Here is an 18,988-nt window from a genome sequence, read left to right on the forward strand (position 1 = left end):
TATTTAAAACTGTAATAGAACGCGTTGTGCTGAAAAACCCGGACCAAAACTCAACATTAATCCTTTCTCTCCTTTTTTAGGCTGGTTGTCCATTATTCGTTCTAAAACATATAAAACTGTTGCGCTTGACATATTTCCATACAAACGCAAAACTTCTTTAGTATCATCTATATTTTTGCCCAAATTAGAAAACAAACTTTCAACAGTTTGAACAATTTTCTTTCCACCGGGATGAAAAATCAAATGATCAATATCCTCCATTTTTAAATTGTTTTTTTCTAAAAATGGATGAATAATATCCGGAAAATGAGACGCAATCGTTTCTGGAACTTCAATATCCAATACCATTTGCAAACCAGAATTGGTAAGTTTAAAACCCATCATGTGAATATTATCATAGAAATGATACATCTCCTCCGCTACAATCTCAGGTCCGTCATCATCTTCATGCGAAGAAAGTAAAACACAAGCCGCTCCATCGCCAAAAATTGCAGCACTTACTATATTTGCCATCGAAAAATCATCCAATTGAAATGTCGCCGTTGGGCTTTCAACTGCAATTACAGCAGCACGTTTTCCAGGATTGGCCTGCAAAAAGTTTTTAGCATAAATAATCCCTGAAATTCCGGCGGCGCAACCCATTTCAGTAACGGGAAGTCGTACAATATCCTGACGTAATTTTAGTGTATTAATCAAATAGGCATCTAGTGACGGAATCATGATTCCAGTGCAACTTACCGTTATGATATAATCTAAATCTCCGGGGTTCCAATTGGCTTTTTTTAATGCACTTTCCAATACTTTTTCGCCTAAATCAATCACTTCACGAACATAAATATCGTTTCTTTCCTCAAATGAAGTTTTGGTAAACACTTCAATTGGATCCATAATGGAATACCGTTTATCGACTGCCGCTCCTTCAAAAATTTTCTTTACTTTTCTAATGAAACGCTCGTCTTGTCCAATAAGCCAAGCATCCAAAAAAGGGATAATTTCATCTGTATTTCTAGAATATTTTGGTAACTGTTTGGTTACGGTTTTTATTTTTACACTCATATTTTTGAAATTATCCATTGGTAACGAAAAGCCCATTTCCAATGAATTTTATAGTTTTTAAAACTTAATTTTTCAGAAAAACGAATCAGCTCTTCTTTTTTAAAACCTCTTAAAATTGAAGTTAATCCATCTTCTCGAGACATCTCATTCAATCGAAATACAAAACATAATGCCTGAAATAATCGATAAGCAATAGCACTTCGGTGTAAATCATTAATAACAATTCCAATAGTTGAATTCGTATAAAATAGGTTTAATAAATAAATAATTTCATCATCTTTGAAATGATGTAACGTCAAAGTGCACAGTATAATATCGTATTTTAATTCCTTAAATGATGAATCAAATATATCTTCACAACGATAACTAATATTGAAATATTTTTCAGACAATTTTTGCGCATGACTAATTGTAAAACTATTAGCATCAATGCCTATTAACTTTAATTTCAGTTTGTTTTTTAATCCAAAATCGGCTAAAGTGCGCAACATATCACCATTGCCACAACCTACGTCTACAATTACAATTTCATTTGATTTTGAAATATTTCCCATCAAATCCTGAACGCCTTGTAAAGTTAGCTGGTTCCCTCCTAAAAGCTGATTGATTTTAGCAATTTTATCTAGTGCATCACGCAAGATTTCTCCCTCCATGGCAAAATCATCCATAGTTTCAATCTTATCGGTTCTGAATTTGGTGTTTAGAAACATCTATGAATTTAAAGTTATGGGAGTTCCGTGCGTATGCTTTATAATTTTTGATAATAAAAATGGAAATATAATTAATATACGCATCAATACTGCTGAAAGTTTTTGCTTTTGCAAAAGATTCGCTAACAATCGGCCTATTTTAAGTCTTTTCTTGAAATTAAAATTCCACTCCTGAATGTACTTTTCTTCTAGTTCTTTTCTGGATTTAATTTCATTGGTATAATATTTCTCTACTAATTCTGAAACAATTTTGGCACTATGAATAGCCATTGCCATTCCGTTTCCACACAATGGATGAATGAGTCCTGCGGTATCGCCAATCATTAGAATATGATTTTCTACAGCTTGTTTTTTATCAAAAGATATTTGACTTATGGTTAAAGGTTTTTCAAAAAGCAATTTACTTTTTTCGAAAATTACTTTCAAATATGGGTTTTCTGAAACTACACTTTTTTGATATTCCTCTATATTTTTAAACTGCTTAAACGTCTCGTAATCTGCTAAATAACAGATATTAATTATATCCTTTTCGACTTTAGAAACACCACAATATCCTCCTTTGAAATTATGTAGACCAACTTTATCATTTGGAAAGTTTCCCGAATAGTGAGCCTTAACAGCTAACCAATAAGATTTTTTTTGAATAAAATCTCTATTTAATTTTTGGTCAATGTTAGAACGTTTTCCAAATGCACCAATAACTATTTCCGATTTTAAAATGTTTTTATCAGCAGTCGTAACTATAAATTGATTGTCTTCAAATTGTATATTTTCTACATTGTCTTGAAGAATTTTACATCCGTTTTCAAGTGCTTTTTTATATAAATATTCGTCTAAAGTAAAACGACTAATTCCAAAACCGCCAAGAGGCAGAACACTTTTAATGGTTTTTCCGTTTGCTGTTGAAAACTCAAGATTTGTGATATTTGTAGGTTTTAAATTGGCTATGTTTAAATCCAACCAATTGAGATATGGTAAAACCTCATTAGATATATATTCGCCACAAACTTTATGTTTTGGATAATTATTCTTTTCAATGACTGTTACTTCAAGTCCTAATTTAGATAAATGTATAGCGGAAGTCAATCCAGCCAAACCTCCTCCAATAATTATTACTTCTTTATCTTTCATACGAAAGTAAATTTATGGATTTGTTTGACATTACTGTTATAACAAATGATAAAAAAACAAGCCTAATTATTTAATTTTATATAATGGCCCACAAATCATACTAAAATTATAGAATGCAAGTGCTTTTAAAAAAAATTAGCCACAAATCAGCACAAATTAATTAGTGAAATTTGCGGCTAAAATGACACGATTAATTAATCAATTACTTTAATCGGTATAGATCGAAATTACCTGTTGAAATTTCGAAAGTCGTTTCCTGTTGGTTCTTCAAAAACCTCCAGTTCAAATTCAGAAGTAATAGTTAATAGATGATCAAATATATCGGATATAATTGTCTCATATTTTAACCACTCTTTTTGTGAGCTAAAGCAGTAAATTTCTAATGGCAATCCTTTCGAGGTTGCCTCTAACTGGCGCACCATTATTATCATGTCTTTATTAATATCAGGATGCGCTGTAATATATTTTTCGGCATAAATTCTAAAAACGCCTATGTTAGTCAATCTTCGGATGTTGACGGATACGATTTCATTATCAATTATTTCGGAATTAAATTTTTGAACATCATTTTCTTTTGTAGTGATGTAATCTTGAATGAGTTTGTATTTTTTGAATTGGGAGAGCATTTTTTCATCACAAAACTGAAAACTACTGACTTTTAAATAAATAGCTCTTTTTATTCGTCTCCCGCCAGAATCACTCATCCCGCGCCAGTTCTTGAAAGAGTCTGTAATAAAAGCGTAAGTAGGGATGGTAGTAATTGTTTTATCCCAATTTTGAACTTTTACGGTATTTAAATTGATCGACATTACATCTCCGTCGGCATCATATTTTGGCATCGAAATCCAGTCCCCTACCCGAGCCATGTCATAAACGGACATTTGGATACTGGCAACAAACCCTAGAATAGTATCTTTGAAAATTAAAAGCAAAATAGCCGTCATGGCTCCCATGGCACCTAGAAAATAGAAAGGACTTTTACCTAATAGTAAAGATAAAACCAGGATTCCTCCAATAAAATAGACTACAATTTTAAGTACCTGAATGTAACTGGAAATTGGTTTATCTTTTAAAATTAAGGTATTGGATACAATTTCATCAAATACTGATAATAAAATAATAGCAGAGCGGATTATTACTATAATTATAAAGATATTTGATAGAATAATTACATATTCAATTGCTGTTGGGAAATCTCCAAAGATGTATGGAGCAACCAAAACAATAATGAAAGCAGGCACCAAATAGGCGATTTTTTCAAAAATTTTTTTTTCTATTAAGACATCATCCCAAACTACTTTTGTCTTTAAAAAAATTTTATGCACAAAACGAACAATAACAATTTTAGTTAAATACCAAGATAAAAAGCTTATAATAAATAATACAAAAATAAGCGTCAAAAGTTTTAAATATAAAGCCAGCGTTGGGTCTAAACCAAAATCTTCAATAAACCATTTATCTAACCAGAGCGCGATGTTGTATCTTTTTTCAATTTGAATCATAGGAAATTTAGCTTTATTTGTAAATATAGCTTTCCTATTCTAGGGAGTCAAAAACTACGCCCGAATTGTGTTTACATTAACATCTTGTTTATTTATCGGTATCTGTTTTTATATGCTTTAAATTACTTTTATCATCTTGACGTATAGGATTTTAAAACTAAAAACCCCTTTCGAAATTTAAATTTTGAAAGGGGTTTGAATTAAAATGTGCATTTTATAAAAAGGATGTTATAATTTTCCTTCTTTTATTTCTTCAACAATTTCTGGATTTAATAAGGTTGAAATATCTCCAAAATTAGAATAATCTCCTTCTGCTATTTTGCGAAGAATTCTTCTCATGATTTTTCCGGAGCCGGTTTTTGGTAAACCACTAACAAACTGAATTTTATCTAACTTAGCAATTGGTCCAATATGATCTGAAATGTGTTGATTAATCTCTTTGGCTAAATTTTCTTTATTTCTGGTTTCTCCTGTCTCCTTAAGGATTACAAAACCATATAATGCATTTCCTTTTATGTCATGTGGGAAACCTACAATTGCTGATTCAGCAACGGCTGGATGTTCATTTATGGCATCTTCAATAGGGGCTGTTCCCAGGTTATGGCCTGAAACAATCACCACATCATCTACTCTACCAGTTATTCGATAATACCCTACTTCGTCCCGTAAAGCTCCATCACCTGTAAAAAATTTACCTGGAAAAGCGGAGAAATAAGTGTCTTTATAGCGTTGATGGTCGCCCCAAATAGTTCTGGCAATTCCTGGCCATGGGAATTTAATACATAAACTACCATCTACTTGATTTCCTTCTATTTCATTGCGTTTTTCATCCATTAAAACCGGTTGGATTCCTGGTAATGGTAAAGTAGCATACGTAGGTTTTGTTGGTGTAACAAATGCCAAAGGCGAAATCATAATACCGCCGGTTTCTGTTTGCCACCACGTATCTACAACAGGACATCTTTTATCCCCAACGTGATCATTGTACCAGTGCCAAGCTTCTTCATTGATTGGTTCCCCAACAGATCCAATTACTTTAAGCGACTTCAATGGATATTTTTGTACAAATTCTATATTTTCTTTTGCCAAAGCACGAATAGCAGTTGGTGCAGTATAAAACTGTGTTACTTTGTGTTTTTCGATAACTTCCCAAAAGCGACTAAAATCAGGATACGAAGGAACTCCTTCAAAAATTACTGTTGTTGCTCCGTTCAATAATGGGCCATAAAGAATATAGGAATGTCCGGTAATCCAACCAATATCGGCTGTACACCAAAAAACATCATTCTCTTCATAATTGAAAACATTCTTAAAAGTATAAGCAGTATATACCATATACCCTGCTGTAGTATGTACCATTCCTTTTGGTTTTCCTGTTGAACCTGAAGTGTACAGTATAAATAATGGATCCTCAGCATCCATTATTTCGGCAACATTATTGTCTGATGCTTGATCCAAAAGAGGTTGCAACCATTGGTCACGATCTTCTTTCATATTAATATCAGAATGAATTCTTTTGGTAACTAAAACTTTTTCGACAGAATTACATTTTTCCAATGCTTCATCAACGATTTCTTTTAAATCAATGGTTTTATTACCACGATAACCTCCATCAGATGTGATAACCATTTTACACTCACTGTCATTGATACGAGTGGCCACAGCTGTAGACGAAAATCCAGCAAAAACAACAGAATGTATCGCTCCAATCCTTGCACAAGCTAATACTGAAACTGCTAATTCAGGAATCATTGGCAAATAAATACAAACTCTATCTCCTTTTTTTATGCCTTGCTCACGCAATACGTTTGCCATTTTACAAACACGTTGGTGCAATTGATTATATGTGATGTGTAATGCCGATTCAGAAGGATCATTTGGTTCAAAAATAATTGCTGTTTTTTCTCCTCTTTTAGCAAGGTGCCTATCTATACAATTTTTAACAATATTGACTTTTGCTTCAGTAAACCATTTTATATCGGCTTCAGCCATATTAAAATCAACAACTTTATCCCATTGTTGGTACCAAGTGAAATTTTCCTCTGCTATTTTACCCCAAAATTTTCTAGGTTCACGAACTGATTTATTGTAATGTTTAAAATATTGTTCTAAATTTTCAATTTTGTAGTAGCTCATGTTATAATTTTTTATAAAAGTATTAAATCTCTCGCTATTCTTAAAATTATTTAAATCATAAATACTTGCTAAAAAAAATAGATTCGCAAATAAAAAAGCACTTTTAATACTAATTTGTTTAATTTTTGCTGTTTTTGGAAAAATAAGGAAAACACAAAAAGGCGAGATAGATTTAAATCCACCTCACCTTATGTATCAACAAAATTTAACAACAATTATTTTAGTACTATGAACGATGATTTTTTGAACAATAATCAACCAAAACTATTTCGTTCAAATCAAGAAATTCTATTACTAATTTTTCAACATGATTAATTAAAAAATAAACATAGATATTTTTTTACTACTTCCCAATCTTTTTAATAGGGACTACTTCACTCAACTTTAAGCTCGTTTAAAGTCAAGTGAATGTACAAGCATCCATATCCATTTATCTTTTATTAATAAGTTTTAACTAATTCAAAATATTATGAAATCAAATGATATAGTGCTAATCCCAACACACCCTCTTATGTGGTAATTCCTATTTTATTATCTATTATATTATCCTATTTTTTTCATTGCAGTCATCGATTCTCTCAACCACTCACCCACTTCTTCAATTGGATGCTGACGAATACTTTTGTTTACAGCAATAAGAACCGCATTATCTACTCCATTTGAAGTTGAAAAAGATTTTCCTATTACATTAGTATCTACAGTTTTCATGAAATCAGTCAATAACGGTTTACAAGCATGGTCAAATAAATAACAACCATATTCTGCTGTATCCGAAATGATTCTGTTCATTTCATATAATTTTTTTCTGGCTACTGTATTTGCAATCAAAGGCAATTCGTGTAAAGACTCATAATATGCTGATTCTTCTATAATTCCTGTTTGAGTCATGGTTTCAAAAGCCAACTCTACACCAGCTTTTACCATTGCAATCATCAAAACACCATTATCAAAATACTCTTGTTCTGAAATATGTGCTGCTGTTGGCGCTGTTTTTTCGAAGTTAGTTTCTGCAGTTGCAGCTCTCCAAGTCAATAAATTAATATCATCATTAGCCCAGTCAATCATCATATTTCTTGAAAATTCACCAGAGATAATATCATCCATGTGTTTTTGAAATAACGGACGCATGATATCTTTTAATTCATCTGCCAATTCATACGCTTCAATTTTTGCAGGATTTGACAAACGATCCATCATGTTTGTAATTCCGCCATGTTTCAAAGCTTCAGTTACAGTTTCCCAACCGTATTGAATTAATTTTGAAGCATAAGCAGGTTCAATTCCTTTTTCAACCATTTTATCAAAACATAAAATAGAACCTGTTTGTAACATTCCACAAAGAATGGTTTGTTCTCCCATTAAATCCGATTTTACTTCGGCTACAAATGAAGAGTTCAATACTCCAGCTTTGTGACCACCAGTAGCAACTGCATACGCTTTTGCTTGTTCAAAACCTTCTCCGTTTGGATTATTTTCTGGGTGAACCGCAATTAAAGTTGGTACACCAAAACCTCTTTTATATTCTTCACGTACTTCAGATCCAGGACATTTTGGCGCACACATTATTACAGTAATGTCTTTACGAATTTGCATTCCTTCCTCTACAATATTAAAACCGTGAGAATACGCTAAAGTTGATCCGTTTTTCATCAAAGGCATAATCGCTGTAACTACAGCAGTATGTTGCTTGTCTGGTGTAAGGTTACAAACCAAATCAGCCGTTGGGATTAATTCTTCATACGTTCCCACTTTGAATCCATTATCAGAAGCATTTTTAAACGAAGCTCTTTTTTCTGAAATTGCATCTGCGCGCAATGCATAAGAAATATCTAAACCAGAATCTCTCATGTTCAAACCTTGGTTTAAACCTTGTGCTCCACAACCTACAATGACTACTTTTTTTCCTGCTAAAGCTTTTATTCCGTCTACAAATTCAGATTGATCCATGAATTCGCATACGCCTAATTGTTCTAATTGTAATCTAAGTGGTAATGAATTGAAATAATTTGCCATTTTTTATTATTTAATGATTGTAAAATTTAATAGTTGATAGGTTTAAAACTTAAACAGATTCCTGTTTAAGTTCTTCTAATAATGTTGAAATCTCCATTTTTGCTTTGGAAACTGATATTCTTCCGGAACGTACAAATTGCATGATTCCAAAAGGTTTTAATTTTTCGTACAACGATTCTATTTCAGCACGTTGTCCTGATTTTGAAATCACAAAAAAGTCTCTCGCAACTGTAACTATTTCGGAGTGGCTTTCTTTAATTATATTCTGAATTTGTTTTTCATCAAAAAGTAAGCTCGACTCAATTTTGAATAATGCATTTTCCAAGAAAATAGTTTCTTCATCAATATGATAAAATGCTTTGATGACTTCAATTTGTTTTTCGATTTGTCCTACTATATTTTGTACCCATTTTTCGGTTGTATTAACCACAATTATAAATCTGGAAACATTTTCAATTTCAGATTCGGATACATTTAAACTCAAAATATTGATATGGCGTTTCAAGAATATTCCAGATATTCTGTTTAATAAGCCAACGTTGTTTTCTGAATAAACAGAAATGGTGAATGTTTTATTTTCCATAATATTAACTTAATCGGATATCAGAAACCGATGCTCCTGTAGGAATCATTGGGAATACGTTATTTTCTTTTTCTACCATAACTTCAAGGAAATAGGATTCTTTTGAAGCCATCATTTCGGCAACGGCAGCATCTAAATCTTCTCTTTTGGTTACTTTCTTTGCTTTGATATAATAGCCTTCAGCAATGGCTATAAAATTAGGATTGATCATTTCCGTAGAAGCGTATCTTTTGTCAAAAAATAATTGTTGCCATTGACGAACCATTCCTAAAAATTCATTGTTCAAGACCACAATTTTCACAGGAACTTTGGTTTGGAAAATAGTTCCTAATTCCTGAATGGTCATTTGAAAACCTCCATCACCAATAATGGCTACTACTTCACGATCTGGCATTCCCATTTTGGCTCCAATTGCTGCAGGCAATGCAAATCCCATAGTTCCTAAACCACCTGAAGTCACATTACTTTTGGTCGAATTGAATTTGGCATAACGACAAGCAAACATTTGGTGTTGTCCCACATCCGAAACCATAATGGCGTCTCCTTTGGAATGCTTGTTGATCATTTCAATCGTTTCTCCCATAGAAATTCCTTCTCTCTTTGGTTTTAACTCGTCATTGATTACCGCTTCTAATTCTATTTCATATTTCTCTTTGAATTCATTGTGCCAAGCTTCATGAGAGTTGTTTTCGATTAAAGGAAGTAAAGCTGTTAAAGACTCTTTTAAGTCGGCCAAAACTGCTACAGTAGTTTTTACATTCTTATCTACTTCAGCTGGATCAATTTCAAAATGAATTACTTTGGCTTGTTTCGCATAAGTAGCTAAATTTCCTGTAACACGATCGTCAAAACGCATTCCAAGCGCAATTAAAACATCACATTCATTCGTCAAAACATTAGGGCCGTAATTTCCGTGCATTCCCACCATTCCTACATTCAATGGATGATCTGTAGGCATTGCCGAAAGTCCTAAAATGGTCCAAGCTGCCGGAATTCCTGATTTTTCAACCAAAGCTTTTAACTCGGCTTCCGCTTCACTAAGAATTATTCCCTGACCAAATATGATAAATGGTTTTTTAGCAGTATTAATTAACTCAGCTGCTTCCTTAACTTTTTCAGGATTTAAAACTGGTTTCGGATTGTAACTTCTAATACTGGTACATTTTTTATAACTGAATTCAATTTCGTCAAACTGAGCATTTTTTGTAATATCAATTAATACTGGACCCGGACGACCAGATTTAGCAATATAAAATGCTTTTGCAATGATTTCAGGAATTTCTGAAGCTTCGGTAATTTGGTAATTCCATTTTGTTACCGGAGTCGAAATTCCAATAATATCAGTTTCTTGAAAAGCATCGGATCCCAGTAAATGTTTCCCTACTTGACCTGTGATACAAACCATAGGAGTCGAATCGATTTGCGCATCTGCAATTCCTGTAACTAAATTTGTTGCTCCCGGACCTGAAGTTGCAATGGCAACTCCCACTTTTCCTGTTGCTCTTGCAAAACCTTGTGCAGCATGAGTAGCACCTTGTTCGTGACGCACTAAAACATGCTGTAATTGATCTTGAAATTTATATAATTCGTCATAAACAGGCATTATGGCACCTCCTGGATAACCATAAACCAAGTCTACTCCTTCTTCTAATAAGCATCTAATAACGGCTTCGGCGCCGGAAATTTTATTTGTTCCCATGGGTACGTTTATTATTTTTTAGAATTAGAAACATCTATTTAAAATATCTTGTTTTGTTTCTATCTCTTCTTTTTTGAAAATTATTTATCAGTTACACATCCTTCAGAGGCACTTGAGACCGAACGCATATATTTAAGTAACACTCCTTGTTTAATTGGTGATTCTGGTTTTTTCCAATTGGCTTTACGTTTTGCGAATTCTTCGTCAGATATTTTCATATTGATAGTGTTTTTCACAGCATCAATTGAAATCACATCACCGTTTTCTATTAAAGCAATTCCTCCTCCTTCATAGGCTTCTGGAGTAACGTGCCCGACTACGAAACCGTGAGAACCTCCAGAAAAACGTCCGTCTGTAATTAAAGCGACAGTACTTCCTAAGCCAGCTCCCATAATTGCAGATGTTGGTTTAAGCATTTCAGGCATTCCCGGACCTCCTTTTGGACCACAATACCGAATAATAACCACATTTCCTGGTTTTACTTCGCCTCCTCTAATTCCTTTAATTACATCATGTTCATTTTCAAAAACTACTGCTGTACCTTCAAAAAACTCACCTTCTTTACCACTAATTTTAGCCACACAACCTTCTGAAGCTATGTTTCCGTATAAAATTTGAATATTTCCAGTAGCTTTTAATGCCTTTTGGATTTCATGAATCACTTCTTGTCCATCATTCAAATCAGGAACTGAAGCTAAGTTTTCAGCAATTGTTTTTCCCGTTACCGTTAAACAATCTCCATGTAAAAAACCTTCTTTCAATAAATATTTCATTACTCCTGGAACTCCACCTACATTATGCAGGTCTTCCATTAAGTATTTACCGCTTGGTTTCAAGTCAGCAAGCAATGGTGTTTTATCACTAATATCTTGGAAATCTTTTAATGTAAGATCAACACCTACTGAATGTGCCATTGCAATTAAGTGCATAACCGCATTCGTTGAACCGCCTAAAACAGCCACGATTGTAATCGCATTTTCGAATGCTTTACGAGTCATAATGTCTCTAGGCTTAATATCTTTTTCCAATAATATTCTGATGGCTTTACCAGCATCAGCACATTCTTGTTTTTTTTCTGGACTCAAAGCAGGATTAGAAGAACTGTACGGTAAACTCATCCCTAAAGCTTCAATCGCAGATGACATCGTGTTAGCCGTATACATACCACCGCAAGCACCTGCACCCGGACAAGCATTTTGTATCACACCTTTAAAATCTTCAGGTGTAATAGTGTTGTTGAATTTTTTTCCTAATGCTTCAAAAGCAGAAACAATATTCAAATCTTCCCCTTTCCATTTTCCTGGGTGAATAGATCCTCCATAAACCATAATAGAAGGGCGATTTACTCTACCCATAGCCATTAGCGCTCCTGGCATATTTTTATCACAACCTGGAACAGCAATCATTCCATCATACCATTGTGCTCCCATAACCGTTTCAATAGAATCTGCAATTACATCACGGGAAACTAAAGAAAAACGCATTCCATCATTACCATTTGAAATTCCATCACTGACACCAATAGTATTAAAAATTAAACCAACTAAATCTACTGCCCAGACGCCAGTCTTAATATCTTTAGCCAAATCGTTTAAGTGCATATTACAAGGGTTTCCATCGTAACCCATACTCACAATTCCTATTTGCGCTTTTTTAAGATCTTCTTCAGTTAATCCAATTCCGTACAACATGGCCTGAGAAGCTGGTTGTGTTTCATCTTGCGTAATTATTTTGCTGTATTTATTTAATTCCATTATATGATTGTTTCTCTATTTTTTAAATTTATTCCAAAAAAAAACCTCCCAAAATAATTGGGAGGTTTTAAATATTTTTTTAATTATATCTATACCATTCCCTCTGCACATGTGATAATCACATTGACATTAATAATTGAAGAAATAATAGATACGATTTGCATTTTTTTATTTTTATTTGCTTCAAAAGTATAAAAACAAATAGTACTAAAAAAATATAACCTCAATATTATATGCATTTTCAATTATTAAATGCATTTTGATTATTGCTTTTTAAACAATAGTCGATTGTCCTATGTAGACATTGTCACTTTTAAAATATAAGTCGTCTTTACTTAAAATGTAATTTGAGATAAAGTCTCCCACTTCATTTGTTCCAAATTTTGAATACGGATTTAAATCTGCAGTGACGACATTTAATTCAATTGCTTTATGAACTGCTTCGTATACTTTTTGCGATTCGATATGAAGACCAAAATGTTCCAAAAGCATCGCCGCAGATACTATTGAAGCAATAGGATTAGCAATATTTTTTCTTTTAGCTTCTGGATAAGAACCATGAATAGGCTCAAAAAGTGCATTTGAATTTCCTAAAGATGCTGATGGCAATAATCCGATTGAACCCGTAATTACACTAGCTTCATCCGATAAAATATCACCAAATAAGTTTTCGGTTAAAATGACATCAAATTGTTTTGGATTAATGATTATTTGCATCGCAGCATTATCAACAAAAAGAAAATCTAAGGTTACATCAGGATATCCTTCTGCAATTTCAGTTACTACTTTTCTCCACAATCTTGATGTTTCAAGGATACTGGCTTTATCAACCAGAGTCACTTTTTTCTTTCTTTTTTGAGCTGTTCTAAAAGCCAAATGACTGATTCGAATAATCTCTTCTTCTGAATATTCACATAAATCAGATGCTAAAGTACCTTGTTCGTTGATCTTTTTTTCACTGAAATAAGATCCTCCCGAAATTTCTCTGAAAATTATAAAATCAGCTCCTTCAATTATTTTTCTTTTTAAAGGAGATAAGTCCAATAAGTCATTGTATGGTTTTATAGGTCTTATATTCGCATACAATCCTAGTGCTTGTCTCAATTTTAATAATCCTTGTATAGGGCGTGATTTTGAATCTGAATGGGTATCATATTTTGAATCATCAACAGCTCCAAATAATATAGCATCAGTATTCAAACAAAGGTTCAATGTTTGCTCCGGTAAAGGATTTCCTGTTTTCTCAATAGCAATAGCACCAATAAGCGCGTCTTCAAAAACAAACTCATGATCAAAAACAACACCAATTGCATACAATGCTTTTTTTGCTTGTAAGATTACCTCCGGACCTATTCCGTCTCCTGAAAGTACTGCTATTTTTAAGTTCATAATAGTAGAATTTAGATTTTATTAGAAATCAAAATATTTTAGTTAAGGATTAATTCCTTATTCATTTTACAGGCTTCAATTATTTGATGAATATCATCATCCAACACTTCTTTTTTAATGTCAGCAAACTTTAAAAATTCAACATAGACAACATCTAATTGCACTTTTGTAAGTTCATACCCAACTTTTTTGGCTCTGTAGGCCAATGCTGCTCTACCGCTTCTGGCCGTAAGAACTATAGATGATTCATTTACACCTACTTCTAAAGGATCCATGATTTCATAAGTCGCTCTATTTTTTATCACACCATCTTGATGAATTCCGGAGCTGTGTGCAAAAGCATTAGCACCAACAATCGCTTTATTGGGTTGCACCATCATTCCCATACTTTCAGAAACCAATCGGCTCATTTCATTCAGCTGACGTGTATTGATATTGGTATCTAAATTCAAATAAGGATGTTGTTTGAAAATCATCACCACTTCTTCAAGAGCAGTATTTCCAGCTCTTTCGCCTATTCCGTTTATGGTACATTCTATTTGTCTCGCTCCATTTACAGCTCCTGCAATTGAATTAGCTGTAGCCATTCCTAAATCATTGTGACAATGACAAGACAAGATTACGTTTTCAATCCCTTTGACGTTTTCTTTTAAATACTTGATTTTTGCACCATATTCTTCTGGTAAGCAATAACCTGTTGTATCTGGAATATTAAGTACGGTAGCACCTGATTTTATTACTTCTTCACAGACTCGAGCCAAAAATTCATTATCAGTTCTACCTGCGTCTTCAGCATAAAATTCTACATCTTCAACATACGATTTAGCATGTGAAACGGCAAATTTTGCTCGGGCAATAATATCTTCTCTGGTTGTGTTTAGCTTGTGTATTATGTGCGAATCAGAAGTTCCAATTCCAGTATGTATACGAGGTCTTTTTGCATGTTTTAAAGCTTCTGCAGCAACATCAATATCATTTTTAACCGCTCTTGTTAATCCGCAGACAACTGCATTTTTTACCACCTTACTTATTTCTGAAACAGATAAAAAATCACCTGGACTAGAAACAGGAAAACCAGCTTCTATAATGTCAACACCCATTTCGTCCAGTCGATTTGCTATAACGAGTTTTTGATTGGTATCTAATTTACATCCTGGGACCTGTTCGCCATCTCTTAAAGTGGTATCAAAAATTTGAACTTTCTCTCTATTCATTTTCATTTATTTAATGTAATTTCACAACTTGATAACAAAAATATCTTTCATTACTTTAATATAAAACTCAATTTAATGAAATATACTGCTTATAAAGCAATCAATAACTTTGTAATCAATTGAAAAACAACATATTAAGCTACTATATTTTACAATGGCTAACCATCAAAAAGATTTCTTATTTGTATTAATAAAATCACTTTCAAAATCTGAAAAAAGACAATTCAAGATTTTCGCAAGCCGATTGGAAACCAGTTCCAATACAAAATTCATCGAATTATTCAATATTTTAGACAAATCAGAAGTCTATGATGAGAAACTCATTCTAAAAAGCGGTATCATTAAAAAAGTGCAATTATCGAATCTTAAATCATATTTGTATAAGCAAATTTTAGTGAGCATCCGATTGAATATTCCCAGCCAAAACATTCGGTATCAGCTAAGAGAACAAATTGATTTTGCTGCCATATTGTACAATAAAGGGCTATACAAGCAGAGTTTAAAAATTTTGGATAAAACAAAAATTTTAGCTTTAGAGAATGATGAAAAACTGATGGCTTATGAAATTGTAGAATTCGAAAAACTTATTGAATCACAATACATAACACGAAGTATTCAAGGACGCGCTGATGAATTGGTTATTCAGGCCAAAGAATTAAATTACCGCAATACTATTTCCAGTAAATTGTCTAATTTATCGTTGCAATTGTACGGTATTATGCTTAAAACCGGTTATGTAAAAAGTGACGAAGAATATAAATATATAGACGACTATTTCAACAAACACATTTCTAAATTTGATGATAAAAAATTCGGTTTTAGAGAAAAATATTGGTTTTATAATGCGTATCTCTGGAGAAGTTTCTTAGTACAGGATTTTCTTTCTTGTTATAAATACGCTTTAAAATGGGTGACACTTTTTTATGATAACCCAAGTATGATTCATTTGAATCCTGTATTTTTCTTAAAAGGAAACCATTATTTATTGGAATCTTTATACATGTTGAAGTATAAATCAAAATTCAAAAAATATTTAGAGTTGCTGGAAGATACCATAAAAGATTCTCATTTCCCAGTGAATGATAATATCGCGTCATTATCATTCTTATATGTCTATAATAATAAATTGAATTACCATATTCTGGAAGGAACGTTTGCCGAAAGCGAATATTTAATTCCCGAAGTATTAAATAAATTAAAAATTCACACGGACCATCTTGATGAACATCACGAAATGTTGTTCTATTATAAATTTGCGTCAATTTATTTTGGGAACGAAAAATATGCGGAATGTATCTTTTATTTAGAGAAAATCATAAACAACAAAAATCTTTCGATGCGAGAAGATTTAATGTGTTTTGCCAGAATACTCTGTTTGATTGCTCATTATGAATTAGGAAAAGATTATTATTTAGAAAATCAGTTAAAAAACACCTATAAATTCCTAATCAAAATGAATGATTTACATGAAGTGCAAAAAGAAATCATTAAGTTTTTGAAAAATTTAAACTCCATTTATCCAACAGATATCAAAAAAGAATTTGTAAAAATGAGAGCGCGATTTATTGAATTGGAGAAAAACACCTACGAAAAAAGAGCTTTCCTTTATCTTGATATTATTTCTTGGCTCGAAAGCAAAATTGAAAACCGAAAAATAAGTGATATTATTAAAGAAAAAGCCAAATTGATTAATCGATAAAAGTTTATATGACAAAAGGAGGTTTTTAGCCTCCTTTTTGTTAACTTATAATATCGAAGAATCGCCACCAATAATTACGCTAATTTATCCGTTTTGTAAACAATTGGCGCTTCTTGAAACAATAGTTTAGCATTTTCGAAAAAAGAAATAAGATACGACTGCTCATTATGAAGCTTTAATCCCGCTTCATTTTCCCAAACTTCATGAAAAATAAAAATCGTTGATTCTTCAAGACTTTGATGCAAATCGTACTGCAAACAAGCCGCTTCTTTAGTTGAATTTTGAACCAAATCCAGTAAAAGAGATTTCAATGTCTCCACACTTTCCGGTTTACTTTTTAGAATAACTGTTAGATATATTGGCATAATTAATTTAAGAATAGTTGTGTTAAATGGTTTTGATACAATTTAATATCATTTACAACATCAGCATTTTTTTCAATATCATGAAAATGAATACTTTGTAACGGTTTCATGCCTGTAAAAGCGTTCATTCGGTGAAAACCAAATAACGGTCCTTCATCCACACTGTGCTGATTGAAAAATTCTCCCGGTAAGGTAAAAGCTTCTTTTGGTGCATTCCAAGAGGTGGTTACCATATATTTTTTGCCGTGAAGCATTCCTCCTGTTCCATAATTAACCGTTGGATTTTCAGATGAACGCCCGTCACTTTTGTAAATTCCTTTGGCGTGACCTTCGGTGAAAACCACATCAATGTATTTTTTAAAACCGTGTGGCAACTGAAACCACCATATTGGTGTGTGATAGATGATTACATCAGCCCAAACAAACTTTTCAACTTCAGAAACAGGACTGTAATCGTCATTGATATTTGTTGTTTTTATTTCAAAAGCTGTATTATTTTTGAAAAAATTCAAGGTTTCATTCGAAATAGTTTCATTAAACCGTCCTCCAGAATGGCCAAACTTTTGTCCGCCATTGATTATAAATATTTTTGTCATGATTTGTGTTTTTAATTTGATGATGCAAAGTTAGAACGAGAAAACCTATTATTAAAATAACTTAATTCATACCTTTGTATCATAATTATAATAGTTATGATAAACTTAGAATGGTATCGCACGTTTAAAGCGGTTTACAAAACTGGAACATTAACTAGTGCGGCTGAAGTATTATTTATTTCCCAACCTGGTGTGAGTCTGCATTTGAGTTCCTTGGAAAATTATGTGGGCTATAAATTATTTGACCGAACAGGTCGGAAAATGGTTCCCACCGAAAAAGGAAAAGTGCTCTACAATTTCATCATTGAAGCATTGACTAAACTGGAAGAAGCCGAGAAAAACTTTCAGCAAAGCACCGAGAAAAACACACCAACCATAAGTGTGGGGATGTGTTTTGAAACTTTCCAAATTACACTGCAACAATATATTTCGACCTTGCCATTTAATGTTATCATTCAATTTGGTGAATATCCCGAAATGGTCGAGAGTTTAGAAAAAGGAATTCTTGATTTAATCATCACACCACAAATGGTAATTAAAAATGCCATTGAATATCAGGCATTTTCTTCAGAAACAATTGTGCTTGTTGGCGGAAACGAAATTGACGATTTGGAATTCAATTTGATAGAAAAAAAGGAAAGTGTTCAAGAAATCGAACTTTGGTTAAAACAACAAAAATGGTATGGAACTACCGGAGACATGGAACATTTACGTCGTTTTTGGCAATTAAATTTCAATAAACACCCTGATTTCAGACCTAATTATATTGTTCCAAATCTAAATTCAATAATTCGTTGTTTGAGCAGTGGCAAGGGATTGGCTGTAGTTCCTGATTTTCTTTGTCGAAAAGAAATTGATAATGGCTCGATTAAAATGATTTGGGAAGGAAAAACTCCACTAAAAAAGACGCTCTATTTCGCCACCAGAAAAAAAACAATGTATCAGGAAGAAATTGCGTTGATTAAGACAATATTTCTGGAATTAAACTAAAATACTCCGTTTAAAAAATATTCATTACTTTTAAAGAATACTTAAAAAATTAAAATTATGAATGGATTTTTTAAAACAATACTAGCAGGTTACGGCGCCAAAAAATTAGGTGGCGGCTGTTTTGGAACAATTATACTATTTATAATAATCT

15 protein-coding genes are annotated in these 18,988 nt (G+C 32.7%); 2 read left to right on the top strand and 13 right to left on the bottom strand.

Annotated features, from left to right (window positions below; genetic code table 11):
* Positions 1-3: 3 nt before the first annotated feature.
* The 11 genes from QLS97_RS15380 to QLS97_RS15430 all read right to left on the bottom strand — a co-directional run bounded on the left by QLS97_RS15380 (position 4) and on the right by QLS97_RS15430 (position 15,187).
* Positions 4-1,056: a type III polyketide synthase gene (locus QLS97_RS15380; protein ID WP_282717881.1), complete on the bottom strand. Its 1,053-nt coding sequence runs from the start codon at positions 1,054-1,056 to the stop codon at positions 4-6.
* The gene (locus QLS97_RS15385; RefSeq protein ID WP_282717882.1) at positions 1,053-1,766 is read right to left on the bottom strand and encodes a methyltransferase domain-containing protein; all 714 of its coding nucleotides are present in this window, start codon (positions 1,764-1,766) and stop codon (positions 1,053-1,055) included. The genes QLS97_RS15380 and QLS97_RS15385 overlap by 4 nt, the downstream gene beginning before the upstream one ends.
* On the bottom strand, positions 1,767-2,897 hold the full coding sequence (locus QLS97_RS15390; RefSeq protein WP_282717883.1) for an NAD(P)/FAD-dependent oxidoreductase: 1,131 nt from the start codon (positions 2,895-2,897) through the stop codon (positions 1,767-1,769).
* A 227-nt stretch (positions 2,898-3,124) separates the two neighbouring features.
* Complete coding sequence (locus QLS97_RS15395) at positions 3,125-4,399, bottom strand: mechanosensitive ion channel family protein (RefSeq protein WP_282717885.1); 1,275 nt, start codon at positions 4,397-4,399, stop codon at positions 3,125-3,127.
* A gap of 228 nt (positions 4,400-4,627) precedes the next feature.
* Entirely contained in the window at positions 4,628-6,535 is a 1,908-nt protein-coding gene (gene acs, locus QLS97_RS15400; RefSeq protein ID WP_282717886.1) for an acetate--CoA ligase, read from the bottom strand.
* A gap of 543 nt (positions 6,536-7,078) precedes the next feature.
* Positions 7,079-8,548: a ketol-acid reductoisomerase gene (gene ilvC, locus QLS97_RS15405; protein ID WP_282717887.1), complete on the bottom strand. Its 1,470-nt coding sequence runs from the start codon at positions 8,546-8,548 to the stop codon at positions 7,079-7,081.
* 49 nt (positions 8,549-8,597) lie between these two features.
* On the bottom strand, positions 8,598-9,131 hold the full coding sequence (gene ilvN / locus QLS97_RS15410) for an acetolactate synthase small subunit (RefSeq protein ID WP_131916615.1): 534 nt from the start codon (positions 9,129-9,131) through the stop codon (positions 8,598-8,600).
* A 4-nt stretch (positions 9,132-9,135) separates the two neighbouring features.
* Positions 9,136-10,830 (bottom strand): biosynthetic-type acetolactate synthase large subunit, encoded by a 1,695-nt coding sequence (gene ilvB / locus QLS97_RS15415; RefSeq protein ID WP_282717889.1) that lies wholly within the window; start codon positions 10,828-10,830, stop codon positions 9,136-9,138.
* An 80-nt stretch (positions 10,831-10,910) separates the two neighbouring features.
* On the bottom strand, positions 10,911-12,584 hold the full coding sequence (ilvD, locus tag QLS97_RS15420; protein WP_282717891.1) for a dihydroxy-acid dehydratase: 1,674 nt from the start codon (positions 12,582-12,584) through the stop codon (positions 10,911-10,913).
* A 273-nt stretch (positions 12,585-12,857) separates the two neighbouring features.
* Positions 12,858-13,973: a 3-isopropylmalate dehydrogenase gene (gene leuB, locus QLS97_RS15425; RefSeq protein WP_282717893.1), complete on the bottom strand. Its 1,116-nt coding sequence runs from the start codon at positions 13,971-13,973 to the stop codon at positions 12,858-12,860.
* Positions 13,974-14,011: 38 nt separating this feature from the next.
* A complete protein-coding gene (locus QLS97_RS15430; RefSeq protein ID WP_099716341.1) occupies positions 14,012-15,187 on the bottom strand; it encodes a 2-isopropylmalate synthase in 1,176 nt (391 codons plus the stop codon).
* A 154-nt stretch (positions 15,188-15,341) separates the two neighbouring features.
* On the opposite strand from QLS97_RS15430, the gene QLS97_RS15435 reads away from it, so the two are divergent.
* The gene (locus QLS97_RS15435) at positions 15,342-16,886 is read left to right on the top strand and encodes a hypothetical protein (RefSeq protein ID WP_282717895.1); all 1,545 of its coding nucleotides are present in this window, start codon (positions 15,342-15,344) and stop codon (positions 16,884-16,886) included.
* A gap of 74 nt (positions 16,887-16,960) precedes the next feature.
* On the opposite strand, the gene QLS97_RS15440 is transcribed toward QLS97_RS15435, so the two are convergent.
* Both QLS97_RS15440 and QLS97_RS15445 read right to left on the bottom strand, forming a co-directional pair.
* Positions 16,961-17,251 carry a putative quinol monooxygenase gene (locus QLS97_RS15440; RefSeq protein WP_282717897.1) on the bottom strand — a complete coding sequence of 97 codons (291 nt, stop codon included), beginning with the start codon at positions 17,249-17,251 and terminating at the stop codon, positions 16,961-16,963.
* A 2-nt stretch (positions 17,252-17,253) separates the two neighbouring features.
* Positions 17,254-17,847, bottom strand: coding sequence for an NAD(P)H-dependent oxidoreductase (locus QLS97_RS15445; protein ID WP_282717899.1), 594 nt, complete (start codon positions 17,845-17,847; stop codon positions 17,254-17,256).
* A 96-nt stretch (positions 17,848-17,943) separates the two neighbouring features.
* On the opposite strand from QLS97_RS15445, the gene QLS97_RS15450 reads away from it, so the two are divergent.
* The gene (locus QLS97_RS15450) at positions 17,944-18,837 is read left to right on the top strand and encodes a LysR family transcriptional regulator (RefSeq protein WP_282717901.1); all 894 of its coding nucleotides are present in this window, start codon (positions 17,944-17,946) and stop codon (positions 18,835-18,837) included.
* The last annotated feature ends 151 nt before the right edge of the window (positions 18,838-18,988 follow it).

Source organism: Flavobacterium yafengii (genome assembly GCF_030010375.1).
Classification (GTDB): domain Bacteria; phylum Bacteroidota; class Bacteroidia; order Flavobacteriales; family Flavobacteriaceae; genus Flavobacterium; species Flavobacterium yafengii.

Excerpts from the sequence above, each read along its gene's own strand:
- QLS97_RS15380 (WP_282717881.1), bottom strand. The coding sequence starts at position 1,056 with ATGAGTGTAAAAATAAAAACCGTAACCAAACAGTTACCAAAATATTCT.
- QLS97_RS15385 (WP_282717882.1), bottom strand. The coding sequence starts at position 1,766 with ATGTTTCTAAACACCAAATTCAGAACCGATAAGATTGAAACTATGGAT.
- QLS97_RS15390 (WP_282717883.1), bottom strand. The coding sequence starts at position 2,897 with ATGAAAGATAAAGAAGTAATAATTATTGGAGGAGGTTTGGCTGGATTG.
- QLS97_RS15395 (WP_282717885.1), bottom strand. The coding sequence starts at position 4,399 with ATGATTCAAATTGAAAAAAGATACAACATCGCGCTCTGGTTAGATAAA.
- acs (WP_282717886.1), bottom strand. The coding sequence starts at position 6,535 with ATGAGCTACTACAAAATTGAAAATTTAGAACAATATTTTAAACATTAC.
- ilvC (WP_282717887.1), bottom strand. The coding sequence starts at position 8,548 with ATGGCAAATTATTTCAATTCATTACCACTTAGATTACAATTAGAACAA.
- ilvN (WP_131916615.1), bottom strand. The coding sequence starts at position 9,131 with ATGGAAAATAAAACATTCACCATTTCTGTTTATTCAGAAAACAACGTT.
- ilvB (WP_282717889.1), bottom strand. The coding sequence starts at position 10,830 with ATGGGAACAAATAAAATTTCCGGCGCCGAAGCCGTTATTAGATGCTTA.
- ilvD (WP_282717891.1), bottom strand. The coding sequence starts at position 12,584 with ATGGAATTAAATAAATACAGCAAAATAATTACGCAAGATGAAACACAA.
- leuB (WP_282717893.1), bottom strand. The coding sequence starts at position 13,973 with ATGAACTTAAAAATAGCAGTACTTTCAGGAGACGGAATAGGTCCGGAG.
- QLS97_RS15430 (WP_099716341.1), bottom strand. The coding sequence starts at position 15,187 with ATGAATAGAGAGAAAGTTCAAATTTTTGATACCACTTTAAGAGATGGC.
- QLS97_RS15435 (WP_282717895.1), top strand. The coding sequence starts at position 15,342 with ATGGCTAACCATCAAAAAGATTTCTTATTTGTATTAATAAAATCACTT.
- QLS97_RS15440 (WP_282717897.1), bottom strand. The coding sequence starts at position 17,251 with ATGCCAATATATCTAACAGTTATTCTAAAAAGTAAACCGGAAAGTGTG.
- QLS97_RS15445 (WP_282717899.1), bottom strand. The coding sequence starts at position 17,847 with ATGACAAAAATATTTATAATCAATGGCGGACAAAAGTTTGGCCATTCT.
- QLS97_RS15450 (WP_282717901.1), top strand. The coding sequence starts at position 17,944 with ATGATAAACTTAGAATGGTATCGCACGTTTAAAGCGGTTTACAAAACT.